Genomic DNA, 24663 nt, shown 5'->3' with positions numbered 1-24663 from the left:
GGCATATAACCGCAATGGCATATTGGCGGGGTGACCGTGGACGCCTTCGCCGTGCTGGCCGAGCCCGCCCGCCGCGACATCCTCGACCGGCTGCGCCGGGCGGAGAGCAGCGTCGGCGAGCTGGTGGACGCGCTGGGCATGAGCCAGCCCGCCGTCTCCAAGCACCTGCGGGTGCTCCGCCGGGCGGGCCTGGTCACCTGCCGCACCGCCGCGCAGCGGCGGATCTACCGGGTGGACACCCGGCCGCTGCGGGCGGTGGACGACTGGCTCGGGCCGTACCGGCTGATGTGGACCGAGCACCTCGACGCCCTGGAGCGCCATCTCGACCGTCAGGAGTGACGATGCAGCGTGACGACTTCCGCCCCGGCCCGCTCGCCGACGTCGACCGGGTCCCGGTCGACGACCGGTGGGACCTCGTTCTCGTCCGGGAGCTGCGGCACCCGCCCGAGAAGGTGTGGGCCGCGTTGACCGATCCCGGGCAGCTCGCCGAGTGGGCCCCGTTCCTCGCCGACCGCGACCTCGGCCGTCCCGGCGACGCGACGCTCAGCACCGTCGACGGCGACCGGACCCATCCGGCGCCGGCGACCGTGCTGCGCGCCGACCGTCCGAGCGTGCTGGAGCACACCTGGGGCGACGGCCTGCTCCGGTGGGACCTGAACCCGACCGGCGCCGGGACCACGCTGACCCTGCGGCACCGGATCGACCGGCCCGACCTGGCGCCGATGGTGGCCGCCGGCTGGCACCTCTGCCTGGACGTCGCCGGGCACCTGCTCGACGGCGACCCGGTCGGCCCGATCCGCGGCGCGGAGGCGAAGGACTTCGGCTGGGCGGAGCTGCGCGACGCGTACGCCGAACGCCTGGACCGCCGCTGACGCTCAGGCCGCGTCGGGCAGCGCGATCGCGGTGGACGCCCGGCGGATCGGCTCGGCCACCCGGCTGATCATCCGCTCCCGGCCGGGCAGGTGCGTCAGGAGACGCAGCATCGTCGTCTGGAACCGGATCTGCCCGGCCGAGCCGAGCACCATGCCCTTCAGGTTCCGCTCGGCCAGCGCCTGGTTCGCCGCGACGAACGGCCGCATCCGGCGCTCGTAGGCGGCGAACCCGGCCGCCGGCCGCCCGCCCGCCCCGGCCAGCGCGTCGGCCAGCACGTACGCGCCGACCAGACCCAGGCTGGTGCCCTGCCCGGACGCCGGCGAGGCGGCGTACGCGGCGTCGCCGACGAGGCCGACCCTGCCGGTCGACCAGCTCGCCATCCGCACCTGGCTCATCGCGTCGAGGTAGAGGTCGGACGCGTCGACCGCCGCGGCGAGCAGTTCCGGCACCCGCCAGCCGGCGCCGGCGAACGCGCGGCCCAGCACGGCCGCGTCGTCGGGGTCGGGCTCGCCGGCGGGCGAGCGGAAGAGGAACAGCGCCCGGGCGTCGGGCGCGCCCGCGGTCCGGTAGACGCCGACGGTCCGCCCGGGGGCCGGGTGCAGCAGTTCGATCCGCTCCTCGCCGAGGGCGGCCGGCACGGTGCAGATGGCGATGTGGTGCCCGAGCGGGCGCAGGTGCGCCGCCGCCGGGCCGAACGCGAGCCGGCGTACCGTCGAGTGCAGGCCGTCGGCGCCGATCACCAGGTCGAAGCGGTGGTGGCCGCCCCGGGCGAACGTCACGTCCACCCCGTCGGCGTCGGCGCGCAGCGTGGTGACCGAGTCGTCGAAGCGGTGCTCCACGTCGCCGGCGGCGGTCCGCAGGATCCGGGTCAGGTCGCCGCGCATGATCTCGACGTCGCCGTCCGACCGGCCGCCGAAGAGCGCGGCGTCCATGGTGGCGAGTTGCCGGCCGCGCGGGTCGAGGAAGCGGGCCAGCCGCATCCCGGTGTCGTGGGCACGGACCGGCCCGGCGAGGCCCATCCGGTCGAGCACGGTCAGGGCCGAGCCCCGGACGTCGACCTTGTAGCCACCGTCGCGGGGGGCCGGGGCCCGCTCCACGACGGTGGGCCGGAAGCCGTGGCGACGCAGCCACCAGGCGAGCGCGGAGCCGGCGACACCGCCGCCGGAGATCAGGACATCGGTCATGGTCACGACGGTACGGGTGTGTGACACGTTTGTGCAAGACAAATGTTCCATCGCTTCGGTACGCTGTCCGCATGGGAAACCGGGAGGACCTGCTCGCCGGCGCGAAGCGCTGCCTGATCGAGAAGGGCTACGCCGACACCACCGCGCGCGACGTCGCCGCCGCGGCCGGCACCAGCCTGGCCGCCATCGGCTACCACTTCCGCACCACCCGGGCGCTGCTCGACGAGGCGCTCGTCGGGGCGATGGCGGAGTGGGGCGAGGAGCTGGACCGCGCGCTGGCGCACGACGCCGGCCCGGCGGCCGATCCGGAGCAGCGGTTCGAGCTGGCCTGGACCCGGATCATCGAATCGTTCGCCCGGCTGCGTCCGCTCTGGGCGGTCCAGTTCGAACTGATCGCCCGGATGGACCGCTCCCCCGAGCTGCGCGAGGCGTTCGCCGCGGCCAACCGCAGGGCGCGCCTCGGCCTGGCCGAGGTGTTCCACCGGCTCGACCCGGGCGCCGACGAGGCCACCGCGCTCACGCTCGGCGCGTTCCACCAGGCGCTGCTCGGCGGCGTGGCCGCCCAGTGGCTGGTCGACCCGGCCGCCGCCCCCTCGGCGGCGGAACTGGCCCGCGCACTGCGGGTCGTCGCGAGCGATCTGGGCCCCGCCCGCCCGGCGTGACCGTCAGCCGGAGGGGCGGGCCACCTCGACGCGACCGACCAGGTCGAACGTCGACCGCGCGGCGTCCACCGCGGCCGTCACCTCCACGACCGACCACTCCCGACCGCCCACCGCGAGGCGGAAGGCCCGCCAGTCGCGGCCCGGCGTGCCCCCGACCCGGCGGAAGAAGCCGGTCGCCTCCCCCGCGCGCAGACCGAGCCGGCGCTCCACCTCCGGCGCGACGACCCGGCCGCCCAGGGCGCTGCCGAGCAGGACGTACCGGCCGCCGACGGCCCGGGCGGTGGTGGCGAGGTCCAGGCCCGACGACCCGGCGGCCGGCCGGTCGACGGCGACGCCGAGGGCGGCGAGATCGCTCCGCAGCAACGCGGCGGCCTCGCCGACGCGGGGGTCGAGCGGCAGTCCGGACCAGTCCGCGGCGGCCAGTTCCCGCTCCAGCGGCCCCCAGGCGGCGAGCAGCGTGGCCAGCGCGGCGGCGAGGTCGTCCCGGGTGCGGATCCGGTCCGGCAGGCCCAGTCGACGCTCCACCGCGGTGTGGTGGTCGCGGGTGCCGTCGCGCAGCGCGGCAAGCATCGGCGACGCCACCGCCGGGGGCCGGGGCTGATCGGGCATCCGGCGAGTATGCCCTGCCACGCCGGACGACGCACAATTCCCGGAAGTCGTTTCGACGACGCCGCGCCGCCCTCCGGTCCGGCGCGTCCCATTCCGGAATGGGACGGCGACATCGGACCGGCAACCGGTGGGCGAATATGACGAACGCGTGACGGTCCGCTATCGGCGCCTTCATATTCGCGAGCGGACGGCACAACCGCCCACAATCGCCGGAAGTAACTTCTGGGCGAGCGGAAACGCTTGTCGCGCGGGCGTGGCGCGCGCGTACCGGACCTGCCCGGTCGACCGAATTCGGCTCCCGCTTTCTGTGTGCAGTTACACAGGCCCCGTAGTCCCGGCTGGATTAACCACGATGACGTCGGTAGGTTTCTCGGCCGGCCCTCATGAGCCGTTCAATGTGACCGATGTTGATATGACGGACGACACCGCAGACCGCTTCCCGCCGGCGTGATCCGCCGGCGGTTCGCGTCGGAGAGGGGATCGTGTCCGCGCTCGCAGTGCAGTCGCTCTACAAAATATTCGGGAATCGAGCTGACGAAGCGGTAAGACGCCTGGCGGACGGCGCGCCACGCGCCGAGGCCCTGGCCGGCCTCCCGGCCACCGCCGCCGTCGTCGACGCGACCTTCGAGGTACGCCCCGGCGAGATCTTCGTCGTGATGGGCCTCTCCGGCTCCGGGAAGTCGACCCTCATCCGGATGCTGAACGGCCTGCTCCGCCCCACCTCCGGCAGCGTCCGGGTGGACGGGGTCGAGCTGACCTCGCTCAAGCCCGCCGCGCTGCGCAAGCTGCGCCGGGACAAGATCAGCATGGTCTTCCAGCACTTCGCGCTCATGCCGCACCGCACGGTGGCGGAGAACGCCGGGTACGCGCTGGAGGTCGCCGGCCTGCCCAAGCCGGAGCGGCGCGAGCGCGCCATGGAGGCACTGCGGATGGTCGGCCTGACCGAGTGGGCGGACAACCTCCCGCACGACCTCTCCGGCGGCATGCGGCAACGGGTCGGCCTGGCCCGCGCGCTGGCCGCCGGCACCGACATCCTGCTCATGGACGAGGCGTTCTCGGCGCTCGACCCGCTCATCCGCCGGGAGATCCAGGACCAGCTCCTGGAACTCCAGGCCGAACTGGGCAAGACGATCATCTTCATCACCCACGACCTGAACGAGGCGATGCGCCTCGGTGACCGGATCGCGGTGATGCGGGACGGCCGGATCGTCCAGATCGGCACCGCCGAGGAGATCCTCACCGACCCGGCCAACGGGTACGTGGCGCAGTTCGTGGCCGACGTGGACCGCACCCGCATCCTCACCGCCGCCTCCGTGATGGAGAAGCCGCACCAGGTGCTCGACGTGGGCGCCGGGCCGCGGGTCGCCGCGAAGGCGCTACGGGACACCCAGACCTCGGTGGTCTACGTGACCGGTCCGGGAAAGCGGTTCCTCGGCACGGTGACCGAGGACGAGGTGCTGCGCGCGCTGCGCGAGAACCGGACCAACCTCGACGGACACGTCGTCACGGACCAGGTCCGCACCGTCACCGAGGACACCTCGGTGGCCGACCTCTTCGCCGACTGCGCGGAGAGCCGGCACCCGGTGGCCGTGCTGGACGACCGGGGGCGACTGGCCGGGGTGATCCCCCGGATCACGCTGCTCAGCGCGCTCGCCAGCGCCACACCCGACGAGCCGGCCCCGGTCGAGCCGTCGCCGGCGGCGCCCGCACCGGCCGACCTCGACGCGGCCGCCGGAAAGGAGATGTCGGCATGAGCCTGCGCGAGTTCCCGCTCGACGCCGCGCTGCCCCGGGTACCGCTGGGTGAGTGGGTCGAGTCCGCGGTGGACTGGGCCACCCGTACCCTCGGGCCGGTCTTCGACGCGATCACGGCCGGGGTCGAAGCCCTGGTCGGCCCGCTCGAACAACTGCTCAACGGCGTGCCCGCGGTGGCCGTCGTGGCGGTGCTGGCCGGGCTCGGCTGGTGGCTGCGCGGCTGGAAGTTCGCCCTCGGCGCCGCGGTCGGCCTCCTGCTGGTGGCCGGGATGCCGTACTGGGAGGAGACCATGAGCACGCTCGCGCAGGTGCTCGTGGCCAGCGTGCTCGCCCTGCTGCTGGCCGTCCCGTTGGGCATCTTCGTGGCCGAGAACAAGCGGGCGTCCGCGGTGGCCCGGCCGGTGCTGGACTTCATGCAGACGATGCCCGCGTTCGTCTACCTGATCCCGGCGCTCTTCTTCTTCGGCATCGGCACGGTGCCGGGCGTGCTGGCCACTGTGGTGTTCAGCATGCCGCCCGGCGTCCGCCTGACCGAGCTGGGCCTGCGCCAGGTCGACAAGGAGATCGTGCAGGCCGCCGAGTCCTTCGGCGCGCCACCGTGGATGGTGCTGCTGCGCACCAAGGTGCCGCTGGCGCTGCCGACCATCATGACCGGCGTCAACCAGGTGATCATGCTGTCCCTGTCCATGGTGGTCATCGCCGGCATGGTCGGCGCCGGCGGTCTCGGCGACGTGATCATCTTCTCGCTCTCCCAGGTCGAGGTGGGCAGCGGGTTCGAGGGCGGGATCGCCGTCGTGGTCCTCGCCGTCGTGCTCGACCGGCTCACCGACTCCCTGGGCGACCGGTTCCCTTCCGCGCGGGCGCAACGCCTCGCGCGGGAGGCCGCCTGACCCGTCGCCCGTCCGGCCGGCACCCCTGCTTGCGCGTACGCGCGAGCGCCGGCAACCCCGCAAGGAAAGGAAATTCTGTGATCACGACAGTGAAGCGCGTCCTCGCGCTGGCGGTGACCGCCGCCCTGGCTCTCGGCGGCGCGACCGCCTGCGGCGAGAAGTCGGACGGCGCGTCCGGCGGCGACAAGAAGCTGACCATCGGCTACATGGCCTGGGACGAGGCGATCGCCGCCTCGCACCTGTGGCAGAACATCCTCGAGGACAAGGGCTACCAGGTCCAGTTGAAGAACCTGGAGGCCGGCCTGGTCTACGGCGGTCTCGCCAACGGCGACATCGACCTGTTCCTGGACGGCTGGCTGCCGCTGACCCACGCCTCCTACCTGGAGAAGTACGGCGACAAGCTGGAGAAGCTGGGCGTCTGGCACGACGACGCCAGCCTCAGCATCGCGGTGCCGAAGTACGTCGAGGGCATCGACTCGCTGGAGGACCTGGCCGCCAAGGCCGGCACGTTCGGCGGCGAGATGGTCGGCATCGAGCCGGGCGCCGGCCTCACCAAGGCCACCCAGGAGCAGGTGCTGCCGAAGTACGGCCTGGAGGGCTCGATGAAGCTCAAGACGTCGTCCACCCCGGCCATGCTGGCCGCGCTCGACGGCGCCATCGCGAACAAGAAGCCGATCGTGGTCACGCTCTGGCACCCGCACTGGGCCTACGCCAAGTACGAGCTGAAGGACCTGGCCGACCCGAAGGGCACGCTGGGCCAGGCCGAGCAGATCAACACGTTCGGCCGTAAGGGCTTCGGCACGGACTTCCCCGAGGTCGCCGACATGCTGAAGAAGTTCAAGATGGACGGTGACCAGCTCGCCTCGCTGGAGGAGCTGATGTTCACCACGCACAAGGGCGACGAGGAGAAGGCCGTCGAGGAGTGGCTGAAGGCCAACCCCGACTACCTGAAGACGCTCGCCTGAGCGGCGCGTGACGACGAGGGGTTCCGCCGGTTCGGCGGGCCCCTCGTCCTACCGGTCGAGGTGGTCGGCGGGTGCGGTCTGCACCAGCCAGGCCAGCGGCATCCGGGCGTGTTCGGCGTACCGGCCGTCGCCGGTCAGCTCGTGGAGCGTCACGGTCTGCGGACCGTCCCGTTCGACCACCCAGTAGCGCGGGATACCGGCCGAGGCGTACTCCCGGACCTTGGTCACCGAGTCCATCGCCTCCGAACCGGGCGAGACGATCTCGACCGCCAGTACGAGGTCGGCCACGGCCGACCAGACCCCACGCCCGGGCGGCTTGCGCCACACGCTCAGGTCGGCGATCCGGCCGCCGTCGCCGTTGCGCCCGGGAACGCGTACGCCGACCGCCTGGAGCACCTGTTCGGCGGGCCAGCGGCCATGATCAGCCAGGCGAAGAGGCGGCTCGCGATGATCGCGTGCTCCGAGTCGGGCCGCGGCATGACCGACAGGACCCCGTCGGGGCTGGTCTCGTAGCGGTGACCGTTCGGGTCGGCGGCGTTCATCGTCGCCACGTCGTCGAGCGTCACGACGGCGGGCATGTGCATGCCGACGGCCTCAGCGCTCATGCCGCCACCCTAGGCGAGACCGGCTGGCAGGATCACGGACGTGACGAGTGTTTCCCGCCCGCCAAGGGCGCTGCCGCGGGTCGTGCCGGCGGAGGCGTTCGCGGACGTCCCCGCCGACCGGTTCCTCGCCGTGCTGGAGGCGGTGACGATGGTCCTCACCCTTCCCGGTCGCGCCGCCGAGCGGGTCGACGCGCTGGTCGTGCCCACCGGCCAGGGCGAGGACTGGCGCCTTGCCGACGCGATCCGCGCCTGGGAGTCCGGCCCGACGCTGCGCCACCTGCTGGTGGCCGGCACCAACCCGGCCGAACGGACCTACCGTCCGCTCACCCTGGACCGCCTGCGGGGTCTCGGTCTGCGCCGGGTCGACGGGGTCGTGCTCCAGGCCGAGCCGGCCACCGACACCGGCCGGCAGGCCAGGTGGATCGTCGACCGGGTCCGGGGCCTGGGCATCGACAGTCTCGCGCTCGTCGTCTCCCCGTACCACCTGGTCCGGGTCTACCTCACCGTGCTGCGGGCCTGCGACGACGGCGGCCTCCGGGTCCCGATGGTCCCGCTCCCGGTGGTGGTCGCACCGGACGCCCCGGTCCCGGAGACCGGGGCGTCCGGCTACGACCTGGTGGCCGGCGAGGTCGGGCGGCTGCTCCGCTATCCCGACGAGGGCTGGATCGCCACGCCGGAGCGGCTGCGCAGCTACCTGCGATGGCTCTGGACCGAACACCTCGCCCTACTCACCGGCATCGGCCCGGTCAGTGCCAGTCACTGATCGGCACGTCGCGCGGTGACGGCGCGCCCTCGCCGGTCTCCACCAGCGCCTTCAGGCTGAGCAGGTACGACCCCCACCTGGTGCCGCACGATCTCCCTGTCTCTCGTCGTCATTCCGGTCGGGCGCGTTGGATGTCCTCGGCGATCCGCTTGATCCGGCGCAGTCGGGCGTCCCAGGCGGAGCCGACGGACGCGAGCTGGGCCACCGCGCGGGCGAGCTGGGCGTCGTCGACGCGGTAGCGCCGTTCCCGGCCGGCGGGGTCGCCCCGGACCAGGCCGACCCGGTCGAGCACGCCGAGGTGCTTGGCGACCGCCTGGCGGGTGACCGGCATCTGCCGGCTCAGCGAGGTGGCGGTGCCACCGTCGGCGGCGAGCAGCAGGTCGAGCATCCGGCGGCGGGTCGGGTCGCCGATCGCGGACCAGAGGTCGTCGTCGACCGGTTCGACCAGGGCGGTGCTCACGGCCGGACGGCCAGCGTGGCGGCGTAGGGCGCGAGCCGCGGCAGGAAGTGGTCCCAGCCGCTGACGTGGTCCTGGTACTGCTGCTCCAAGACGGCGATCTCCCAGCCCATCTCGCGGAAGCCGGTCTCGGTCATCCGCAGCGTCGTGCCCGCGCCGGACGGGGTCAGCTCGAACGTGACGAGCAGCGAGTTGCCCTCGGCCGCGCTCTCGCCGGCCGGGTGCGTCCAGCGGAACGAGAACGTGCGGGGCGGGCGCGCGTCGACGACCGTGAACGGGACCACCGTGTCACCGAAGGCGATCTCCCCCACCGACCCCGGGGTGGGCTCGTAGCGGGCTTCGTCCGGCCACCACTTCCGGAGATGCTCGGGGCTGCTCACCACCTCGAAGACGATCTCGGGGGACGCCTCGACGTAGATCTCGCGCTCGATGGTTCCGTACTCCATGACAACCTCCTGCAACCATTGGTTGCGTTTGACACTAGACCCGACCACCGCGAAGCGCAACCATTTGTTGCATGTGCGTGGTGATGTCAGCGTCGTGTGCGTCCGCTGCCAGCGGCCCCCGCCAAGGTCGGTGCCATGAGTTACGCATTCGAGGCGGAGGGCCTGGTCAAGCGGTTCGGTACGACGACCGCGCTGGCCGGGATCGACCTCGCCGCACGACGGGGGACCGTGCTGGGGGTGCTGGGGCCGAACGGCGCCGGCAAGACCACCGCGGTGCGCATCCTCGCCACCCTGCTGCGCCCCGACTCCGGGCGCGCCACCGTCGGTGGCCACGACGTGGTCCGCGACGCCGGCCAGGTGCGCCGGCTGATCGGGCTGACCGGGCAGTACGCCTCGGTCGACGAGGACCTGACCGGGACGCAGAACCTGGTGCTGATCGGTCGGCTGCTCGACCTGAGCCGGCGCGACGCGCGGGCCCGGGCGGCGGAGCTGCTCGCCTGGTTCGACCTGACCGACGCCGCCGGCCGCCCGGCCAAGACGTACTCCGGTGGCATGCGCCGCCGGCTCGACCTGGCCGCCAGCCTCGTCGGCCGGCCGGACGTGATCTACCTGGACGAGCCGACGACCGGCCTGGACCCGGCGAAACGCGAGGAGATGTGGGGCGTGGTCCGCTCGCTCGTCGACGACGGCTCGACAGTGCTGCTCACCACGCAGTACCTGGACGAGGCGGACGCGCTGGCCGACGAGATCTCGGTGATCGACCACGGGCGGGTGATCGCCCACGGCACGCCGGGCGAGCTGAAGCGGATCGCCGGCAGCCAGACCATCGTGGTCCGGCCGACCGAGCCGGAACGGATCGGCGAGGTCGCCGACATCCTGCGCGCCGGCACCGGCGCCGAACCCGAGCTGCCCCGACCCGGCCTGCTCACCGTGCCCGTGGAGAACGACGCGACGTTCACCGCGGTGGTCCGCCGGCTCGACGAAGCCGGCATCGGGGTGGTCGAGCTGGCGCTGCGGCTGCCCAGCCTGGACGAGGTGTTCTTCACGTTGACCGGCCACGGCGCCGAGGAGCCCACGGAGGTGGCGGCATGACCACGACCATCCGCGCGGCGGCGACGCCGCCCCGGACCGGCGCGCCCCGGGCCGGCAGCCGCCCGTTCGGGCTGGCCCGGCACAGCCTGTCGCTCGCCGGCCGGAGCCTGATCAAGACGCTGCGCACCCCGGAGCAACTGCTGGACGTGACCCTCCAGCCGATCATCTTCGTGGTCATCTTCGTCTACCTGCTGGGCGGCGCGATCTCCGGCTCGCAGCACGCGTACCTGGAGTTCCTGCTTCCGGCGATCATGGTGCAGACCGTCCTGTTCGCCTCCATCGCGACCGGGGTCAGCCTCAACACCGACGTGGAGAAGGGCGTCTTCGACCGGTTCCGCAGCCTGCCGATCGCCCGGTCCGCGCCGCTCGTCGGCTCCGTGGTCGGCGACCTGGTCCGGTTCGTGGTCTGCATCGCGGTGCTGTTCGCGTTCGGCTACGCGATCGGCTTCCGGATCGGCACCGACCCGCTGTCCACGCTGGCGGCCTGCCTGCTGACCATCGCGTTCGCGTTCGCGGTGAGCTGGATCGGCGTGCTGCTCGGCGTGCTGATGCGCAGCCCCGGCGCGGTGCAGGGCACCGCCTTCCTGCTGCTGTTCCCGCTGACCTTCGGCACCAACATGATGGTGCCGACCGACACCCTGCCCGGCTGGTTGCAGTGGTGGGTCGGGGTGAACCCGGTGGCCGACGTGATGGAGGCGGCCCGGGGACTGATCATCGGCGGTCCGGTCGCCGGGCCGGTGACCCGCTCACTCCTCTGGACCGTGGCGATCATCGCGGTCTTCGCGCCGCTCGCCGTCCGGGCCTACCGCCGCCGCGCCTGACCGGTCGCACCGAGCCGGGTCGCCGCCCACGGACGCGAGGGCGTCGGCCCGGCTCAGGCCGTGCCCCCGGGCGTACGCGGCGGCGTAACCGTCGTCGCCCAGCTCGACGCGCAGCCGCGCGGCGAGCCGCTGCGCGTCCGCGTTGGACCGGTCCGGCCAGCCGCGCAGCGAGTCGGACGTGCCGAGCAGCTCGGCGGCCCGCTCGACACGGCCCTCCGCCTCGGCGACCGCCGCCCAGCCGACCGCGATGATCGCGACCACCGGCATGTCCCGGGCGGCGAAGCCCCGCTCGGTGGCCTCGGCGAGGCAGGTCCGCGCCCCCGGCACGTCGCCACGGGCCAGCGCGAGGTGACCCATCGCGGTCAGCAGCAGGCCACGGAACTGCGGCGCGACCATCGGCGCCTCGTCCTGCCGGCGCATCGCGACGGCGAAGCAGTCCCGCGCCTCGTCGAGCGAGCCGTCCAGCCGGGCGATGTCGCCGAGCATCATCAGCCCGAACGCGGCGTCCTGGCCGTACCGGTCCGCCGTCCGGTCGGCGACGAACCGCCGCAGCTCCGCCTTGGCGCCGGCCACGTCGCCGGCGCGGGCCCGGATCGCGGCCAGCCAGATCAGCTGGAAGCTCGGCTCGGCGCCCGGGTCGAGTTCGCGGGCCAGCCGCGCCGACTCCTCCAGCGCGGCCGTGGCCCCCTCGAAGTCGCCGCGCTTGGTCAGCGCGTCGGCGTAGTTGCTCAGGGCCATCGACAGGCTCCACCGCTCACCGACCGCGCGCAGCTCCGCGACCGCGTCGGTCAGGTCGCGGAGCATGCCCTCGGCGTCACCGTCGTTCTCCCGGATCTGGCCGCGCATGGCCAGCAGCGTGCCGTCGGTCCACGGGTCGGGATGCCCGCGCGCCCGGTCCACGGCGGCGATCCCGGCGGCCGTGTCGTCGGTGAACATCGACAGCGCCGGTTCGAGCAACGCCACCAGCGGATGTCCGGTGCCGTCCGCCGCACGCACCGCCTCGGTCATCTCCGCGACCCGCTCGCCGGTCGGCTCGCGGGTGCCCTGGAACATCTCGGTGACCATCCGGATGGCGAGCACCACGGCCCGTTCCGCCGCCGGGGTGGCACCGGGCAACGCCAGCGCGCGGGCCAGCACGTCACCGCCGATCCCGCCGTCGTCGCCCCAGATGATCAGCGGCAACGCCAGGCCCGCCCCGATGCGCAGCGCGGTGTCCGCGTCACCGGCGTCGCAGGCGAAGTGCAGCGCGCCGACGATGTTCTCCCGCTCCGCCGTCAGCAACCGCAGCCAGGGCACCTGGCCGGCGGTGCGCAGGTGCGGCTCCGCGGTCGCCACCAGGTCCCGGAAGTACGCGGCATGCGCGGCGCGCGCCTCGGCGGCGACCCCGGCGGCGGCGAGCCGCTCCAGCCCGTACTCCCGGATGGTCTCCAGCATCCGGAACCGCCCGTCGCCGACCACCTGGAGCAGCGACTTGTCGACCAGCGCGTCGAGCAGCGCGGCGGCGGCCGGCCCGGCGACGCCGGCGGCCGACTCGGCGGTGACCGAGGCGGGGAACACGGCGAGCCGCTCGGCCAGCCGGCGCTCGTCGTCGGTGAGCAGCCCCCAGCTCCAGTCCACCACCGCCCGCAGTGTCCGGTGTCGGGGCAGCGCGGTCCGGCTGCCGCCGGTCAGCAGCCGGAACCGGTCGTCCAGGCCGGCCACGACCTGCCGCGGCGAGAGCGTCCGCAGCCGTGCCGCGGCCAGCTCGATGGCCAGCGGCAGGCCGTCCAACCGGCGGCAGATCTCCACCACGTCGGCCACGTTGTCGCCGGTCACCGCGAAGCCGGCCCGCACGGCCCGGGCCCGGTCGCGCAGCAACTGCACCGACGGGTACGCGGCCGCGTCGGCCAACGCCGCGTCCGCCGGCGGCAGGCGCAACGGTGGTACGGGCTCCAGCGCCTCGCCGACGATGCCCAGCGGTTCGCGGGACGTGGCCAGCACGATCAGCCCCGGGCAGCGGCCGAGCAGTTCCTCGGCGAGCCGGGCGGCGGCCTCCACCACGTGCTCGCAGTTGTCCAGCACGATCAGCGTCCGGTCGGTGGCTATCGCGTCGACCAGCCGCCCGAGCGTGTCGCGCGCCGTCGGCCGGGCCGGTTCCCGCGGCCGGTCCCGCCGGCCGAGCGTGTCCAGCACGGCCCGCGGCACGTCGGCCGGGTCGGTGATCGGCGCCAGCTCGACCAGCCAGGCCCCACCGGGCACGCCGTCGGCCAGCAGCCCCGCCGCGACGCTCGCCAGCCGGGTCTTGCCGGCCCCGCCCGGCCCGATCAACGTGACCAGGCGGTTGTCGGCGAGCAGCCCGGTCAGCCGGTGCAGGTCCTCGTCGCGCCCGACGAACGTGGTGAGCGCGGCACGCAGGTTCCCGCGCGGCGCGACGGCCGGCGGCGGGGTGGTGACGTCGCCCCGCAGCAGCGCCAGGTGCGCCGCCCGCAGCTCCGGCGACGGGTCCACCCCCAACTCCTCGGCGAGCCGTGCCCGGATCCGCTCGTACCCGGCCAACGCCTCGGCGGGCCGCCCGGCGGCGGCGAGCGTCCGCAGGTGCAGCGCGGCCAGCCGCTCCCGCAACGGGTGCGCGGCGGTCAACTCGTCCAGCTCGGCGACCGGCAGCTCCGGACCGCCGGTGCGCAGCTCCGCCTCGATCCGGTCCTCCTGCGCGGTGAGCCGCAGCTCCGCCAGCCGCGCCACCACGGCGCCCGCGTACGGGGCATCGGCCACCTCGGCCAGCGCCGGGCCACGCCACAACGCCAGCGCGTCCCGCAGCGTCGCCAGCGCCCGCGGCGCGTCCCCGCCCCGCAGCGCCTCCCGGCCGGCCCGGGCCAGCCGGGCGAACCGCTCCGCGTCCACGTCGTCCGGGTCCAGGTCGAGCCGGTAACCGGCCGGGCCGCTGCGTACGCCCAGCCCGGGCACCGCCCGGCGCAGCCGGGACACCAGCGTCTGCACGGCGTTCGCGGTGTCGGCGGGCGGCGCGTCCGCCCAGAGCGCCTCGGCCAGCGCCGGCACGCTCACCGGCCGGCCCGGGTCCAGGGCGAGGCGGATCAGCAGCGCCCGCAGCCGCGCCCCGGCGACGTCGACGGGCTGCTCGCCGTCGCGGACCTCCAGCGGCCCGAGGATCCCCACCCGCACGCTGCCACTCTCTCATCCGCGTGCGGTACCGAGCGGTCGGGCCGCGACCGAGGACCCGCGCGATGGAGCGACTCTGCCAGGATCAGCGCCATGCCGCACCCGTACCGCACCGTTGCGCTCCTCTCGGCGCCACTCCTGGTCGCCACCGGCTGCACGAGCCGGGTCGTCACTTCCCCACCACCGACCGGTCCGGCGTCCGCCACCACTGTGGCGCCCGCGCCCGCCTCCGCCGCGCCCACGGTCCCCGCGCCACCGTCCGTCGCCCCCGGCGAGGTCAGCCGCGTCGTCTGGACCGCCGGGACCGGCAGGATGAGCCAGACCATGCGGGCCAAGGCCCGCGCCGGCCAGGAGTACGCGCTCGACGCCGCCTGCGCATCGACGACGCCGGGCAAGGTGATCCGGTACGAGCTGCACAGCGCGACGCCGGACTCGAACACGCCACTCTCCGGCGGGGACCTGCCCTGCGACGGCCGCGCGATCCGCAACAGCGGCCCGCTGCCCGCGACCGCCGTCCAGATCCGCCTTGGCTCGGACCTGACCGGTGTCACCTCCGCCTGGGCGGTCCTCCGACCCGTCACCTGACCGATCTTCACGCCTCGGGGACCCGCACCGAGAGCACCCGGCCGAGCGGGCGGAAACCGACCACGTCGCTGCGGGCAACGGGCACGATCGAGGCGGGCCACGGTCGTGGCTTTGGCCGGGACGGCTGTCAGCCGACGTCGAACACGTCGTCGAGCACCAGTCTTGCCCGCCCCGGGACCTCCTCATCCGGGAAGATCTCGGCGCAGAGGACGAGGACCTGCTCCGCACTCGTCAGCCCAAGGTGATCGACAAGAAATCGAATGTCCTCCGCATCCCGCCTGCGGGCGCCGCGTCGCCGCCAGGTACGACGTAGGCGCTCGCCTGCTCATTCAGCCACCAGTGGGCATGCCGAGTTCGTCGGCGACGGCCCGTGCCTCGTCGAGCACGATGCCGTGCGGCTTGAAAACGGCATTGATGTCTCGCGTGGCCCGTCGTGCGTCGTAAGCCAGGGCCATCGCCGCCCCGCCGAAGATGTGGAGGTCCGCGACGACGCCCCGCCTCGCCAACCGGTCACCGAGCCGGCGGAAGGCGACCTCGATCGCGCCACGGTCCAGAAGCGGATCATCGATGCTCATGCCACCTCCAACTCGTGCGCCGAACATGGACGCCACGGCGACGGAATGCGGCGGGCGCATGGACCACAGCATCCACCCGGGCGGCGCTCGTGTTGAACGGGAACCAGAACCTGCGTAGCGAACGCGGCTCGGCCCACGGTGGTGCACCACGCCCGTCCTTGGCGCTCAGGTGCTCCGCCAGGGCCGCGAGGAACACGTCCCAGCGCTCATCTCCGGTGGGCGCGGGCTCCCCGCCGAGCAGCACACCGCGGGTCTCCCCCGACTCCCAGCGATATTCCTCCAGGAACTCCGCCACGAGGCGCCACCACCGGTTGTCGTCCGCCCCGGCGAGCAGAGCGCCCAGACGTGCCACCGTCAGCGGCTCGTAGCCCGCCCCACCTTCCCGACGCTAGTACACAAGGAGGTGCCACCGCGGACGGCACTACAGGTCACGCCTCGGGGACCCGCACCGAGAACACCCGGGTGAGCGGGCGGAAGCCGGCCGCGTCGTACATCCGGCGGGCCGGATTCCCGTCGGCCACCGACAGGCCGACGGACGGCAGCCCCGCCTGGCGGGCGCCACGCAACGCGTGGGTCAGCAACGCCCGGCCGAAGCCGCGACGCTGCGCGCGGGGTGCGACGGCCAGGTTGAGGATCCAGGCGCACCCGTCGTCGGTCCACGGCACCGGCCCGGCGCACAGGACGTGACCGGCGCTGCGGCCGTCGGGGTCGACCAGCCGGGCCGAGGCGGGCACCAGCGGCGGCACCGGCTCACCGGTGTCGAACATGCCCCGCACCTCCCGGGTGTCGCCCGACTGCCACCGCCCGTCCGGATGGTCGGGCCCGTACGCGGCGGCCAACTCCGTCGCGAGGTCGTCGTCCCATCCCGGGGCGCCGAGCGACCAGCCCGCCGCCAGGGTGGTCGGCTCCGGCACCCCGGTCAGGTCGTGCCGCATGTCGGTGGCGGCCCGGCTCAGGTCGAGGCCGTCGGCCACCAGCGCCGCCGCCAGTTCCTCGTCGGCGGTCTCCAGGCGGAGCCCGGTGAGGTCCCGCCGCACCTGCGCGGCGAGCCTGGCGAGCGCCGTACCGGGCATCGGTCGGACGTCGGCCGCGACCCGCTGGCCCTTCTCGTCCCGGACCCGCATCCGGGCGAGCGGTGTGCCGTCGTCCCCGAGCAGCAGCGACCCCTCGGTTTCCTCAAGATGCGCACGCACCGGCATCCCCCGCTCCCTCTCCTCCGCAGACACCCACACCGTTCCACCCACGCCCCGCCGCGCGCGCGACGGGAACGCCGTGGGTGTCTTGAGGGCGTGTTCGGAAGTGTCGTGGTCGGGGCCGCGCCGGCGGTTTCAGGGCGGGGGGCGAACACGGACGTGAAGATGACGACCAGCGAGGCCACCGAGATGACGACGGCGCCGAGGGCCACGTCGACCGTCACCGTCAGCACGAGCCCGACCAGCGCCAAACCCATGCCGGCGAACACCACGACGCGTTGCTTCCTGGTGAGGCGGGACCACGCCGCCCGCTGCCGGTCCATGCCGCCACGGTGTCACGGGTGGCCGCGTTCCGCAGCCCGGGCCGCGTCGAGCACGGCCGGCGCGGGCCGGGTGTCAGTCGTCGCCGCGGACCCGGGCGTGCAGGTGCATGTCGTGCGGCCCGTCCGCGTGCACGGCGGCGCGGCGCCTGGTGCCCTCCGGGCGGAAGCCGGCCTTGACCGCCACCCGGCAGGAGGCGTGGTTGCGGGTCGAGTGGTCGAGTTCGAGGCGGTGGAAGCCGGCCGCACCCAACGCCCAGTCGCTCACCGCCCGCAACGACCGGGAGGCCAGGCCCGCGCCACGAGCGGCCGGGACCACCCAGTACGCGCACACCGCCACCCCGTCACCGAGGTCCATGCCGCCCAGGACCATGCGTCCCACCATGGCGCCGCCGTCGTACGTCATCGCCCAGCTCGCCGCCGTCTCCTGCCGCCACGCCCGGTGGTAGAACGCGAACCACTCGCGGACCTGCTCCTCCGAGGCGGGGCGGCGGGTGTGCCAGCGTCGGATCTCCGGATCCTGGTAGGCCGCCAGGAACGCCGACGCGTCGTCGTCCTGCCAGGGCCGCAGGACGAGGTCGCCGGCGGTGAGCGTCGGCTGCGGGCCGGCGGCGAGGGTGCCGGCGGGAACGGCGAGCGGTGTCGAGAGTGGAAACCTCACCCGCCCATCCTGCACCCGATCGGACCCTAGAATCGAGCGGTGAGCAGGGTCGATCGGGCGAGCCGGACGATGGCCGCGACGCCGGCGGCCGTCTACGACGCGCTTCTGCGCCGGGACGCGCTCGAGACGTGGCTGCCGCCCGACGGCATGCGCGGGCGGATCGAGCGGTGGGATCCGCGCCCCGGCGGCGGCTTCCGGATGGTGCTCACCTACCTCGACCCCACCGACAGCCCGGGCAAGACGTCGGACGCGACGGACGTCGTCGACGTCGGGTTCGCCGACCTGGCGCGGCCGGCACGGGTGGTGCAGACCGCGGTGTTCCAGGCCGACGACCCGGCGTACGCGGGCACCATGACGATGACCTGGCACCTGGCCGCGGCCGGCGACGGCACCGAGGTGACGGTCACCGCGACCGGCGTGCCACCCGGCATCGACCAGGGCGTCCACGAGGAGGGCATCAGGTCCTCGCTGGCGAACCTCGCCTCCTACGTCGAACGCGGCGAGTGACCCGCGCTCGTCACCGCATCGCGGCGCGCGCCTGCTCGATCTGCCCGACGATGCGGGCGGCGCCGGCGGAGCCGGCCAGTGCCTCGGCCTCGTCCAGCAGGGCCCCGGCCTCCTCGGGGCGGCTTCGCGCCCGCGCGACGTGGGCGAGGCCGACCAGGTTCGCGGCGATACCCGCCGGGAACGCGCACTCGCGGCGCAGGCGGGTGGACTCCTCCAGGTGGGCGTGTGCGTCGTCCAGATCACCCGCCATGTGGGCGGCGATCCCCAGGTGTCGCAGGGCGTACGACCGGGTCAGGCCGTCCGCGACCTGCTCGGCGAGCGCACGGGAGCGTTCGAGGTGGGGGACGGCGGCGGCGTTGTCCGCGCGTACCACCTGGTGGTAGACGCCGATCTGGAAGCGGGCCCGAGCCTGCCCACCCAGGTCTCCCAGGGCTTCGTAGGTCGCGCACGCCCGCTCGAAGAGCGCCAACTCGTGCGGGTCCTCGACCCGGTCGTCGAGGAAGCGGGCGTGCAGGACGCGGCCCCTGGTGAGCGCGAGCTCCGCCTCCACGGCGTCGAGCGCCCGGTCGGCGTCCGGCAACAGGCTGCGGTCGCCTTCGAACACCACCCGGTCGCAGAGGTCACCGGCCCGTCGCAGAAGATCGTCAGCGTTCATCGGTCCAGTGTGGAAGACACCGGTCTCTTCTGTCCGCCCCGAGGGTGTCGAGTCCGGGCCGGTACCGTGCTGGCATGACAGCGGTGGCGGCGGGAGTCTTTCGGCGGACCCCACTCGAACGGTCCGACCAACGCGTCGCCTGGGACCGCACGGATCAGGCCTTCTTCGCCGCCGGCGCGTGCCACATCCTGGCCTGGGTGTGCCGGGACGCCCACCCGGACCGGCCGATCGGGCTCGCCGGGCTGCGCTTCGCCGACGACCCGCAGGTCTGGCACGTCTACGCGACCTGGGCGGGTTGGACGTTCGACCACTCCGGCTGGCATCCCGAGCCGCACCTGCTGGCGGCGAACCGCGACTTCGAGAGCCGGCCGCTGGAAGCGGTCGCGCTCCCCGACGACCTGGCGGAGTTCTGCGCGGCGCACCACAGCCGGATGCCGCACCAGTACTGGGGGGACCCGCTCCCCCGCGCCCGCGCCTACCTGGCCCGGCACACGCCGCCGTGGGCGTAGCCGTCCGACTGCCTCACCGGTCGTGGCGGGCGGCGTCGTCGTAGGACTCGCGGGCGTCGAGCAGCTCGTCCCAGTGCCGCTCGGTCCAGGCGCACGCCACCGCGATCGGTTCGAGCAGGCTACGACCCACCGGCGTCAGTTCGTACTCGACGTGCCGCAACCGCCCCGCGTGGACGTTGCGCCGGACGAGTCCGTCGCGTTCCAGGGCGCGCAGCGACCGGGTGAGCACCTTCGGGGTGACGCGGCGCAACGGCACGCGCAGCTCGGAGAACCGACGTGGCCCGCCTTCGAGGCACCGGATGACGAGCGCCGCCCACTTGTCGCCGAACCGGATCGGGTTGAGCGACGACGGGCACAGCTCGTCGAACATGTCTGCCGGCAGCGGTTGCCTCATCGACCCACGATACGGGTATCCCCGCGGTAACCACGGCCCCCGATACCGTCGGCGAACCGGCCGGGCGTGAGGACTCCGGCCCTGGCGAGAGGCGTGCGGCATGAACATCGTGGTCTTCGGCGCCGGCGGTCGCGCCGGGCGAGCGGCCGTCGGCGAGGCGCGGCGACGCGGACACCGGGTCACCGCCGTGGTACGCGACCCGGCGCGCCACCGCGACCCGGTCGACGCGCCAATGGTGGCGGGCGACGTCACCGACGCAGCCGACGTCGCGCGGGCGGCAGCCGGGCACGACGCGGCCGTCAGCGCGGCGGTCGACCTCAACGCGCCGCCGCGCGACTTCTTCACCGCCGCGTCCCGTGCGCTGGTGACCGGGCTGGCGCAGGCGGGCGTACGCCGGCTGGTGGTGGTCGGCCTCGCGTCGATCCTGCCGGGCGCATCCGGTGCTCCGCTGATGGACGAGCCCGGCTATCCGAACGCCTACCGGTCCTTCTCCCTGGGCCATGCCGCCGGCCTGGCGGAACTGCGGGCCTGCGACCTCGACTGGGCGTACGTGGCGCCGGCCGGCGACTTCGACCAGGGTGGGGCGCGCACCGGCGGCTACCGGCTCGCCGAGCACGGCGACGCGGCCAGCCGGATCAGCTACCCGGACTTCGCGATCGCGCTGCTCGACGAGGTCGAGGACCCTCGCCACCATCGGAGCGCCGCGAGCATCCGGGAGGCGATCACCAGTTGACCGCGACGCCGGGATATGCCGGAACCGCCACCTGCTGACGCGACCGGTAGAAGGCATTCGCCGCCGGCAGGGCGAGCAGGACCACCGCGACCAGCAACGCCGGTGACGCCACGAACCCGGCGATCGTGGCTACGGGCTCGACCCAGGCCGGCACCAGCTGACGCGCGATCGCGTCGATGCGGTCCCAGTCGGTCGTGCCGGGCGACGATCCGCCGTCGGTGGGGGTGACGGCGGCGAGGAGGGACAGCACCGACCCGAAGCCGGCCACCAGAAGCGTGATGCCACCGATGACCCAGGTGCTGATCCGGGTCCAGTTCCGGCCGGCGAGATTGGCCACCGCCAGCACGAGCAGGGCGACGGCGGAGAGCGCGACGAGCACGGCGAGGCCCATGGTGAACACCAGCGGCAGTGCGGCGAATCCGCCCGACGTGCCCACCTGGTCGTGCGCCCGCTGGTAGGCGTCCTGACGAACCGTGTTCGCGGCCAGTTGCGCGAGCCGGGCCAGGCCGCTGAGCCCCAGCAGCAGGCTGGACGCGACGACGACCGAAGACACCCGTTGTCGGCGCGGTTGTCCCGCGACGTCCCCCGTGTTCATCAACGGATGCTAGCCCGGGGGTACGCCGGCCGGAGGCCCGCTTTCGCCGCCGCTTGTCGGAGGCGGTTGGTAGAAGTGCGCCGGGCATCGAGGAGAGGAGACGGATCGTGGACACGCGCGACGCGGCCGGCCGGTGGGCGAACATGTGGGCCGACGGATGGCCCACGAAGGACAGCGACGGCATCGTCGGCCTGCTGGCCGAGGACGGCGTGCACTGGGCGTCGATGTTCCGGCCCTACCGTGGACGTGCCGGTCTGCGCGGCTATCTGCGGGAGTGCTTCGACGAGGAGACCCGCCCGGCCGAGGTCTGGTTCGACGAGCCGCGCGTCGACGGCGACACGGCGACCGTGGAGTACTGGGCCGTCACCTACCCGAACGACCAGCCCCTGACCATCTCCGGCTGCACGCTGCTGCGCTTCGACCACGACGGGCTGGTGACCGAGGCCCGTGACTACTCCCACGTCAGCCAGGGCCACACCCTGCCACCGACCGGCCTGATCCGCGGAGCTGCGGGCCTGAGCTCGGGAGACGCGATCGACCACGGCCGAGGTTGAGTGGGTGAACCCCCGCGGTGGCTCGTCAGCCCAGACGGAACCGGGCGGCGAGGTCGTCGGCGAGGTCCCGCACGTCACGCGCGCCGTCGACGGTCACCACCGGCAGGCCCGACGCGACGGCCTGGCGGCGGATCTCGGCGTCCCACAGCTCGTCGCGCGCCAGCCGCAGGGTGAGCGCCTCGTCGTGGTCGCCGTCCCCCCAGTTCGCCCGGGCCCGGGCCGGGTCGGCGAACCGGGTACGCAACGCCCGGTCCCGGAAGACCGGCGTCGGCAGGAGGAACGCCGCCTGCTCCGGCCACGTCAGCAGCGGGGCGACCTCCCGGGGCAGCGTCCGGAAGTCGTCGACCAGGATCGGACGATCCACGGGCAGCGCCAGCAGGTCGTCCACCACGAAGCCGAACGTCTCGCCGTGCAGGCTCGGCATCGACTCGTAGACCTCCTGTGCGCTGCGGCCGGTCCACCGCCGCGCCGCCGGGGCGTTCAGCAACGCCCAGAGGTACGGCTGGTCCCGCGCGGTGCACCGGCCGACGTAGCCCCGCTCGGCGCGGTCACCGTCGTAGACCAGCACGTCGTGCTGCTCGGCGAGGGCCCGGGCCAGGGTGCTCTTGCCCGACCCGGTGCCCCCGGCGAGCCACCGCACGTGCGAGAGACGGTGAGCGAGGTCGGCGGGACGCCTCACCGCCCGGCGGCCTCTCGCGCGTGCCGCTCCACCATGTCGCGATGCGCGACCCAGTGCGCCGCGTCCGTCGTCGGCACGTTCGTCGTCGTACGCAGCAGCCCGACCGTGCCGTCGATCAGCTCCCGGACGATGTCGGCGTGACCGGCGTGGCGCTGCGTCTCGGCGGTCACGTGCACCAGGACGTGATGCAGCGTCACCTCGCCGCCGTCGCCCCACCACGGCACCCGCCCGACCGCGTCCAACGGCAACGCCTCGATCGTCGCGTCCGCGTGTGCCCAGGCCTGCCGGTAGAGATCGACGACGGACTCGCGCGACTCGGTCGGCAGCGCCCAGGCCTCCCACGCCTCCTCGCCCTCCGGCCACCGAGGAACGGCGTCGCTCGGACGCCCGAAGGTCTCACCGAAGTATCCGAACTCGCCGCGCGCCAGATGCTTGACCAGGCCCAGCAGGTTCGTGCCGGTGGCCGTCAGCGGGCGGCGGACGTCGTACTCGCCCAGCCCGTCGAGCTTCCACACCACCGCCTCGCGGGCCCCGCGCAGGTAGTCGCGCAGATCCGCCTTGGGGTCGTAGATCGCCATGGCGGACAGCATGCGGCATCGACAGTCGACGCGGAGCCCCGGTCGCGCATGTGCCACGATCCTCGACCATGCGTCTCCCGTACGGTCTGCTCGCCGCGTCCGTCGCGGCCGGTCTGCTCTCGGTCGCGGCGGCGCTGCTCGCCATGCGGGCCGCGGCGCTGCAGTCCGGCCTGGTCATGCTGCTCGCACTGGTCGGCCACGTGCTGGCGAGCCGGGGTGTGCGCCGGGTCAGGTGGGCCGTCGCCGCGGGCGTCGGGCTACTGGCCGTGGTGACGGCGACCCGGCTGTTCTGGTACCAGGAGCAGGCCGATGACACCGGCTGGCCGACCACCGGCCAGGGGGTGGCGGAGGCGGCCCTGGCGGCGCACTGGCGGGCACAGATCGACCGGGAAAGGCTCGCCGCGCTGGGCGTGGCGCTCGGCGTCCTCTGTCTCACGGTCGGGGTCGCGGCGCTGCCGTCCCGCGGCCGGCGCGGGGGTGCGGCGACGGCGGTCCTCGCGGTGCTGCTCCTCGCCGGGTTCGGCGTACGTATGGCGCCGGAGTTCGGCGGTCGTCCGCTGCCGGACCTGCTCGGGACGGTGTGGCCGGCGCTGCTCGCCGCCGTCGTGGCCGTGGGGGCGCTCGCGCTGTCCGGGTGGCGGGCCGACCGGCGGCGGCTGCTCCCGGTGGGGCTGGTCCTACTGTCACTCGCGACGGCCCATGCGTCCTCGGATCTCGCGGCGTCGTGGGCGGGCTGGTGGATCGTGGCCAATCCGGCCGAGGCCACCTTCCTGCAGGTAGGGGTGGCGGTGAGCGCGGGAACCTACGACCTGCCCCGGGTGTCGGAGGCCGTCGAGGTGGCGGTCGCGCTCGCCGGCACGGGCCTGGTGGCCGTCGGCGCGCTGCGCAGTTCCGGCGAGGCCTGCGCTTCCTAGGTGGACGCTCAGCAAGGTCGATCCTGCGGGGCAGTGCGGTCCGGCCGCTGCCGCTAGGATCTCCCTGTTTTTTGCCTGCAACGGGGAGGACCATCCATATGCGATCGAAGTTGGCGGCCGGTGTCCTGGTGGCACTCGCCTTTCTGATTCCGGCCGCGCCGGCGGCGGCTCAGGCCCAGGCGCCCGGGTTGGACCCGGCCTGCCAGACGGTCGAGCGCAAGGTCTACAAGGACATCCGCGAACTCGTCACCATCGACCTGGACACCGCCACCACCACCCAGGTCCGCCTGCTGGCCAACCAGATCCTGGCCGAGGCGAACCGCGAGCAGTTGCCCGTCCTGTCGGAAGCCATTCAGAAGCGGCTCGACGGCACCGCCGACGATCTACGCGCGTTCCTCAAGGCGGACTTGAGCGGCGCCTGGTTGGCGGCGCTGCGGGTCGAGGCGTACCGGACCTTGACGAACGCCGGCCCCAACGTGCAGGACGCGGCGAAGAAGGCGCTCGACGACGGTTCCATCGACGTCCTCCTGGCCTACCTGAACACTGGCGTGTACGAGGCACGTGAGCTGGACTGCAAGTCGCAGCCCACCGCGACCCCGACGTCGCAGCCCACCGCCACGCCGAGCGCCACGCCCAGCGCCACGACGACCGCCGCGCCGACCGGTGCCCCCTCCGTCAGCCCGGGCGCTCCCGGCGGCGAGGGCGGCGAGGGCGGCGGGCTGCCGGTGACCGGTTCCGACACCGCGACCGTGGCCGGCATCGGCGGCGCACTGCTGCTCCTCGGCGGCGTCGGCTTCGTGATCGGCCGCCGGCGCCGGGCCCGCTTCGTGGCCTGACCCCCACCCGACGCGCCCGGCCCGACACTCCGTCAGGCCGGGCGCGTCCTGCGCGGTGCGTGACAAGCCCCGACCTGAACGAGGTACCAGCCGCTACG

The 24663-nt window shown here is 73.8% G+C and carries 32 protein-coding genes and 1 pseudogene; 16 read left to right on the top strand and 17 right to left on the bottom strand.

What is annotated here, in order from left to right; genetic code table 11:
* Nucleotides 1–30: 30 nt before the first annotated feature.
* The gene (locus GA0070213_RS06145; RefSeq protein WP_091058782.1) at nucleotides 31–339 is read left to right on the top strand and encodes an ArsR/SmtB family transcription factor; all 309 of its coding nucleotides are present in this window, start codon (nucleotides 31–33) and stop codon (nucleotides 337–339) included.
* Nucleotides 340–341: 2 nt separating this feature from the next.
* Entirely contained in the window at nucleotides 342–872 is a 531-nt protein-coding gene (locus tag GA0070213_RS06140) for an SRPBCC family protein (RefSeq protein WP_091058779.1), read from the top strand.
* A 3-nt stretch (nucleotides 873–875) separates the two neighbouring features.
* Here the strand turns inward: GA0070213_RS06140 and GA0070213_RS06135 are convergent, their stop codons facing one another.
* Nucleotides 876–2057, bottom strand: coding sequence for an FAD-dependent monooxygenase (locus GA0070213_RS06135; protein ID WP_091060036.1), 1182 nt, complete (start codon nucleotides 2055–2057; stop codon nucleotides 876–878).
* Between the two features lie 71 nt (nucleotides 2058–2128).
* Between GA0070213_RS06135 and GA0070213_RS06130 the strand changes: the two genes are divergently transcribed.
* Entirely contained in the window at nucleotides 2129–2719 is a 591-nt protein-coding gene (locus GA0070213_RS06130) for a TetR family transcriptional regulator (RefSeq protein ID WP_091058776.1), read from the top strand.
* 3 nt (nucleotides 2720–2722) lie between these two features.
* Here GA0070213_RS06130 and GA0070213_RS06125 read toward each other — a convergent pair whose 3' ends face one another.
* The gene (locus GA0070213_RS06125; protein WP_139128629.1) at nucleotides 2723–3328 is read right to left on the bottom strand and encodes a biliverdin-producing heme oxygenase; all 606 of its coding nucleotides are present in this window, start codon (nucleotides 3326–3328) and stop codon (nucleotides 2723–2725) included.
* A 482-nt stretch (nucleotides 3329–3810) separates the two neighbouring features.
* On the opposite strand from GA0070213_RS06125, the gene GA0070213_RS06120 reads away from it, so the two are divergent.
* The 3 genes from GA0070213_RS06120 to GA0070213_RS06110 all read left to right on the top strand — a co-directional run bounded on the left by GA0070213_RS06120 (nucleotide 3811) and on the right by GA0070213_RS06110 (nucleotide 6937).
* A complete protein-coding gene (locus tag GA0070213_RS06120; RefSeq protein WP_091058769.1) occupies nucleotides 3811–5082 on the top strand; it encodes a quaternary amine ABC transporter ATP-binding protein in 1272 nt (423 codons plus the stop codon).
* Entirely contained in the window at nucleotides 5079–5972 is an 894-nt protein-coding gene (locus GA0070213_RS06115; protein ID WP_091058766.1) for an ABC transporter permease, read from the top strand. Before GA0070213_RS06120 ends, GA0070213_RS06115 begins: the two co-directional genes overlap by 4 nt.
* A 77-nt stretch (nucleotides 5973–6049) precedes the next feature.
* Nucleotides 6050–6937: a glycine betaine ABC transporter substrate-binding protein gene (locus GA0070213_RS06110; protein WP_091058763.1), complete on the top strand. Its 888-nt coding sequence runs from the start codon at nucleotides 6050–6052 to the stop codon at nucleotides 6935–6937.
* Between the two features lie 48 nt (nucleotides 6938–6985).
* Here GA0070213_RS06110 and GA0070213_RS32060 read toward each other — a convergent pair whose 3' ends face one another.
* On the bottom strand, nucleotides 6986–7333 hold the full coding sequence (locus tag GA0070213_RS32060; RefSeq protein ID WP_245716279.1) for a Uma2 family endonuclease: 348 nt from the start codon (nucleotides 7331–7333) through the stop codon (nucleotides 6986–6988).
* The gene (locus GA0070213_RS32055) at nucleotides 7267–7542 is read right to left on the bottom strand and encodes a Uma2 family endonuclease (RefSeq protein ID WP_245716278.1); all 276 of its coding nucleotides are present in this window, start codon (nucleotides 7540–7542) and stop codon (nucleotides 7267–7269) included. Before GA0070213_RS32055 ends, GA0070213_RS32060 begins: the two co-directional genes overlap by 67 nt.
* Before the next feature lie 40 nt (nucleotides 7543–7582).
* Here GA0070213_RS32055 and GA0070213_RS06100 point away from each other — a divergent pair, with 40 nt between their 5' ends.
* The gene (locus GA0070213_RS06100; protein WP_139128628.1) at nucleotides 7583–8305 is read left to right on the top strand and encodes an ElyC/SanA/YdcF family protein; all 723 of its coding nucleotides are present in this window, start codon (nucleotides 7583–7585) and stop codon (nucleotides 8303–8305) included.
* On the opposite strand, the pseudogene GA0070213_RS32635 reads toward GA0070213_RS06100, so the two are convergent.
* From GA0070213_RS32635 to GA0070213_RS06085, 3 genes and pseudogenes are all read right to left on the bottom strand, one after another.
* Nucleotides 8289–8393: pseudogene (locus GA0070213_RS32635) on the bottom strand (SRPBCC domain-containing protein); the annotation flags it as partial. The gene GA0070213_RS06100 and the pseudogene GA0070213_RS32635 sit on opposite strands and share 17 nt — an antisense overlap.
* A 21-nt stretch (nucleotides 8394–8414) precedes the next feature.
* Nucleotides 8415–8765 carry an ArsR/SmtB family transcription factor gene (locus GA0070213_RS06090; RefSeq protein WP_217628590.1) on the bottom strand — a complete coding sequence of 117 codons (351 nt, stop codon included), beginning with the start codon at nucleotides 8763–8765 and terminating at the stop codon, nucleotides 8415–8417.
* Nucleotides 8762–9208 (bottom strand): SRPBCC family protein, encoded by a 447-nt coding sequence (locus tag GA0070213_RS06085; RefSeq protein ID WP_091058755.1) that lies wholly within the window; start codon nucleotides 9206–9208, stop codon nucleotides 8762–8764. Before GA0070213_RS06085 ends, GA0070213_RS06090 begins: the two co-directional genes overlap by 4 nt.
* A 135-nt stretch (nucleotides 9209–9343) precedes the next feature.
* Between GA0070213_RS06085 and GA0070213_RS06080 the strand changes: the two genes are divergently transcribed.
* Both GA0070213_RS06080 and GA0070213_RS06075 read left to right on the top strand, forming a co-directional pair.
* Nucleotides 9344–10300, top strand: coding sequence for an ATP-binding cassette domain-containing protein (locus GA0070213_RS06080; protein WP_091058752.1), 957 nt, complete (start codon nucleotides 9344–9346; stop codon nucleotides 10298–10300).
* Entirely contained in the window at nucleotides 10297–11121 is an 825-nt protein-coding gene (locus tag GA0070213_RS06075) for an ABC transporter permease (RefSeq protein ID WP_091058749.1), read from the top strand. Before GA0070213_RS06080 ends, GA0070213_RS06075 begins: the two co-directional genes overlap by 4 nt.
* Here GA0070213_RS06075 and GA0070213_RS06070 read toward each other — a convergent pair.
* Nucleotides 11047–14280, bottom strand: coding sequence for an AfsR/SARP family transcriptional regulator (locus tag GA0070213_RS06070; RefSeq protein WP_091058746.1), 3234 nt, complete (start codon nucleotides 14278–14280; stop codon nucleotides 11047–11049). The genes GA0070213_RS06075 and GA0070213_RS06070 overlap by 75 nt on opposite strands.
* A gap of 90 nt (nucleotides 14281–14370) precedes the next feature.
* Between GA0070213_RS06070 and GA0070213_RS06065 the strand changes: the two genes are divergently transcribed.
* On the top strand, nucleotides 14371–14862 hold the full coding sequence (locus tag GA0070213_RS06065) for a hypothetical protein (RefSeq protein WP_091058743.1): 492 nt from the start codon (nucleotides 14371–14373) through the stop codon (nucleotides 14860–14862).
* 329 nt (nucleotides 14863–15191) lie between these two features.
* Here GA0070213_RS06065 and GA0070213_RS06060 read toward each other — a convergent pair whose 3' ends face one another.
* The 4 genes from GA0070213_RS06060 to GA0070213_RS06050 all read right to left on the bottom strand — a co-directional run bounded on the left by GA0070213_RS06060 (nucleotide 15192) and on the right by GA0070213_RS06050 (nucleotide 17611).
* A complete protein-coding gene (locus tag GA0070213_RS06060; protein ID WP_091058740.1) occupies nucleotides 15192–15437 on the bottom strand; it encodes a hypothetical protein in 246 nt (81 codons plus the stop codon).
* Nucleotides 15424–15732: a hypothetical protein gene (locus tag GA0070213_RS31010; protein ID WP_139128627.1), complete on the bottom strand. Its 309-nt coding sequence runs from the start codon at nucleotides 15730–15732 to the stop codon at nucleotides 15424–15426. Before GA0070213_RS31010 ends, GA0070213_RS06060 begins: the two co-directional genes overlap by 14 nt.
* Nucleotides 15733–15865: 133 nt before the next feature.
* Complete coding sequence (locus tag GA0070213_RS06055) at nucleotides 15866–16636, bottom strand: GNAT family N-acetyltransferase (protein ID WP_091058737.1); 771 nt, start codon at nucleotides 16634–16636, stop codon at nucleotides 15866–15868.
* A 390-nt stretch (nucleotides 16637–17026) separates the two neighbouring features.
* Complete coding sequence (locus GA0070213_RS06050) at nucleotides 17027–17611, bottom strand: GNAT family N-acetyltransferase (protein ID WP_091058734.1); 585 nt, start codon at nucleotides 17609–17611, stop codon at nucleotides 17027–17029.
* A gap of 39 nt (nucleotides 17612–17650) precedes the next feature.
* On the opposite strand from GA0070213_RS06050, the gene GA0070213_RS06045 reads away from it, so the two are divergent.
* Nucleotides 17651–18118 (top strand): SRPBCC family protein, encoded by a 468-nt coding sequence (locus GA0070213_RS06045; RefSeq protein ID WP_091058730.1) that lies wholly within the window; start codon nucleotides 17651–17653, stop codon nucleotides 18116–18118.
* Nucleotides 18119–18128: 10 nt separating this feature from the next.
* Here GA0070213_RS06045 and GA0070213_RS06040 read toward each other — a convergent pair whose 3' ends face one another.
* Entirely contained in the window at nucleotides 18129–18773 is a 645-nt protein-coding gene (locus tag GA0070213_RS06040) for a tetratricopeptide repeat protein (protein ID WP_091058727.1), read from the bottom strand.
* Between the two features lie 74 nt (nucleotides 18774–18847).
* Between GA0070213_RS06040 and GA0070213_RS06035 the strand changes: the two genes are divergently transcribed.
* Nucleotides 18848–19282 carry a hypothetical protein gene (locus GA0070213_RS06035; RefSeq protein WP_091058724.1) on the top strand — a complete coding sequence of 145 codons (435 nt, stop codon included), beginning with the start codon at nucleotides 18848–18850 and terminating at the stop codon, nucleotides 19280–19282.
* Between the two features lie 13 nt (nucleotides 19283–19295).
* Here the strand turns inward: GA0070213_RS06035 and GA0070213_RS06030 are convergent, their stop codons facing one another.
* Complete coding sequence (locus GA0070213_RS06030; protein WP_091058720.1) at nucleotides 19296–19676, bottom strand: winged helix-turn-helix transcriptional regulator; 381 nt, start codon at nucleotides 19674–19676, stop codon at nucleotides 19296–19298.
* Between the two features lie 100 nt (nucleotides 19677–19776).
* Here GA0070213_RS06030 and GA0070213_RS06025 point away from each other — a divergent pair, with 100 nt between their 5' ends.
* A complete protein-coding gene (locus tag GA0070213_RS06025; protein WP_091058717.1) occupies nucleotides 19777–20409 on the top strand; it encodes an NAD(P)-dependent oxidoreductase in 633 nt (210 codons plus the stop codon).
* Here GA0070213_RS06025 and GA0070213_RS06020 read toward each other — a convergent pair.
* The gene (locus GA0070213_RS06020) at nucleotides 20399–21004 is read right to left on the bottom strand and encodes a hypothetical protein (RefSeq protein WP_139128626.1); all 606 of its coding nucleotides are present in this window, start codon (nucleotides 21002–21004) and stop codon (nucleotides 20399–20401) included. The two genes, GA0070213_RS06025 and GA0070213_RS06020, sit on opposite strands and share 11 nt — an antisense overlap.
* A 107-nt stretch (nucleotides 21005–21111) precedes the next feature.
* Between GA0070213_RS06020 and GA0070213_RS06015 the strand changes: the two genes are divergently transcribed.
* Nucleotides 21112–21558: a nuclear transport factor 2 family protein gene (locus GA0070213_RS06015; RefSeq protein ID WP_091058711.1), complete on the top strand. Its 447-nt coding sequence runs from the start codon at nucleotides 21112–21114 to the stop codon at nucleotides 21556–21558.
* Between the two features lie 25 nt (nucleotides 21559–21583).
* On the opposite strand, the gene GA0070213_RS06010 is transcribed toward GA0070213_RS06015, so the two are convergent.
* Nucleotides 21584–22198: a DEAD/DEAH box helicase family protein gene (locus GA0070213_RS06010; protein WP_091058708.1), complete on the bottom strand. Its 615-nt coding sequence runs from the start codon at nucleotides 22196–22198 to the stop codon at nucleotides 21584–21586.
* Nucleotides 22199–22233: 35 nt separating this feature from the next.
* The gene (locus GA0070213_RS06005) at nucleotides 22234–22815 is read right to left on the bottom strand and encodes a DinB family protein (protein ID WP_091060031.1); all 582 of its coding nucleotides are present in this window, start codon (nucleotides 22813–22815) and stop codon (nucleotides 22234–22236) included.
* A 68-nt stretch (nucleotides 22816–22883) separates the two neighbouring features.
* On the opposite strand from GA0070213_RS06005, the gene GA0070213_RS06000 reads away from it, so the two are divergent.
* On the top strand, nucleotides 22884–23729 hold the full coding sequence (locus GA0070213_RS06000; RefSeq protein WP_091058704.1) for a hypothetical protein: 846 nt from the start codon (nucleotides 22884–22886) through the stop codon (nucleotides 23727–23729).
* 98 nt (nucleotides 23730–23827) lie between these two features.
* Complete coding sequence (locus tag GA0070213_RS05995; RefSeq protein WP_091058702.1) at nucleotides 23828–24565, top strand: ALF repeat-containing protein; 738 nt, start codon at nucleotides 23828–23830, stop codon at nucleotides 24563–24565.
* The last annotated feature ends 98 nt before the right edge of the window (nucleotides 24566–24663 follow it).

Origin of the sequence: Micromonospora humi, from assembly GCF_900090105.1 — a bacterium.
Classification (GTDB): domain Bacteria; phylum Actinomycetota; class Actinomycetes; order Mycobacteriales; family Micromonosporaceae; genus Micromonospora; species Micromonospora humi.
The sequence above is the reverse complement of the archived record's forward strand: the minus strand, read 5'-3'. Positions and strand labels throughout refer to the sequence as shown.

What these genes read in the sequence shown, in the direction of transcription:
- GA0070213_RS06065 (WP_091058743.1), top strand. Translation starts at nt 14,371, where the DNA reads ATGCCGCACCCGTACCGCACCGTTGCGCTCCTCTCGGCGCCACTCCTG.
- GA0070213_RS05995 (WP_091058702.1), top strand. Translation starts at nt 23,828, where the DNA reads ATGCGATCGAAGTTGGCGGCCGGTGTCCTGGTGGCACTCGCCTTTCTG.
- GA0070213_RS06030 (WP_091058720.1), bottom strand. Translation starts at nt 19,676, where the DNA reads ATGAGGCAACCGCTGCCGGCAGACATGTTCGACGAGCTGTGCCCGTCG.
- GA0070213_RS06080 (WP_091058752.1), top strand. Translation starts at nt 9,344, where the DNA reads ATGAGTTACGCATTCGAGGCGGAGGGCCTGGTCAAGCGGTTCGGTACG.
- GA0070213_RS06020 (WP_139128626.1), bottom strand. Translation starts at nt 21,004, where the DNA reads ATGAACACGGGGGACGTCGCGGGACAACCGCGCCGACAACGGGTGTCT.
- GA0070213_RS06035 (WP_091058724.1), top strand. Translation starts at nt 18,848, where the DNA reads ATGACAGCGGTGGCGGCGGGAGTCTTTCGGCGGACCCCACTCGAACGG.
- GA0070213_RS06055 (WP_091058737.1), bottom strand. Translation starts at nt 16,636, where the DNA reads ATGCCGGTGCGTGCGCATCTTGAGGAAACCGAGGGGTCGCTGCTGCTC.
- GA0070213_RS06135 (WP_091060036.1), bottom strand. Translation starts at nt 2,057, where the DNA reads ATGACCGATGTCCTGATCTCCGGCGGCGGTGTCGCCGGCTCCGCGCTC.
- GA0070213_RS06130 (WP_091058776.1), top strand. Translation starts at nt 2,129, where the DNA reads ATGGGAAACCGGGAGGACCTGCTCGCCGGCGCGAAGCGCTGCCTGATC.
- GA0070213_RS06040 (WP_091058727.1), bottom strand. Translation starts at nt 18,773, where the DNA reads ATGAACGCTGACGATCTTCTGCGACGGGCCGGTGACCTCTGCGACCGG.
- GA0070213_RS06025 (WP_091058717.1), top strand. Translation starts at nt 19,777, where the DNA reads ATGAACATCGTGGTCTTCGGCGCCGGCGGTCGCGCCGGGCGAGCGGCC.
- GA0070213_RS06005 (WP_091060031.1), bottom strand. Translation starts at nt 22,815, where the DNA reads ATGGCGATCTACGACCCCAAGGCGGATCTGCGCGACTACCTGCGCGGG.
- GA0070213_RS06085 (WP_091058755.1), bottom strand. Translation starts at nt 9,208, where the DNA reads ATGGAGTACGGAACCATCGAGCGCGAGATCTACGTCGAGGCGTCCCCC.
- GA0070213_RS06000 (WP_091058704.1), top strand. Translation starts at nt 22,884, where the DNA reads ATGCGTCTCCCGTACGGTCTGCTCGCCGCGTCCGTCGCGGCCGGTCTG.
- GA0070213_RS06075 (WP_091058749.1), top strand. Translation starts at nt 10,297, where the DNA reads ATGACCACGACCATCCGCGCGGCGGCGACGCCGCCCCGGACCGGCGCG.
- GA0070213_RS32055 (WP_245716278.1), bottom strand. Translation starts at nt 7,542, where the DNA reads ATGAGCGCTGAGGCCGTCGGCATGCACATGCCCGCCGTCGTGACGCTC.
- GA0070213_RS06115 (WP_091058766.1), top strand. Translation starts at nt 5,079, where the DNA reads ATGAGCCTGCGCGAGTTCCCGCTCGACGCCGCGCTGCCCCGGGTACCG.
- GA0070213_RS06060 (WP_091058740.1), bottom strand. Translation starts at nt 15,437, where the DNA reads ATGAGCATCGATGATCCGCTTCTGGACCGTGGCGCGATCGAGGTCGCC.
- GA0070213_RS06125 (WP_139128629.1), bottom strand. Translation starts at nt 3,328, where the DNA reads ATGCCCGATCAGCCCCGGCCCCCGGCGGTGGCGTCGCCGATGCTTGCC.
- GA0070213_RS06140 (WP_091058779.1), top strand. Translation starts at nt 342, where the DNA reads ATGCAGCGTGACGACTTCCGCCCCGGCCCGCTCGCCGACGTCGACCGG.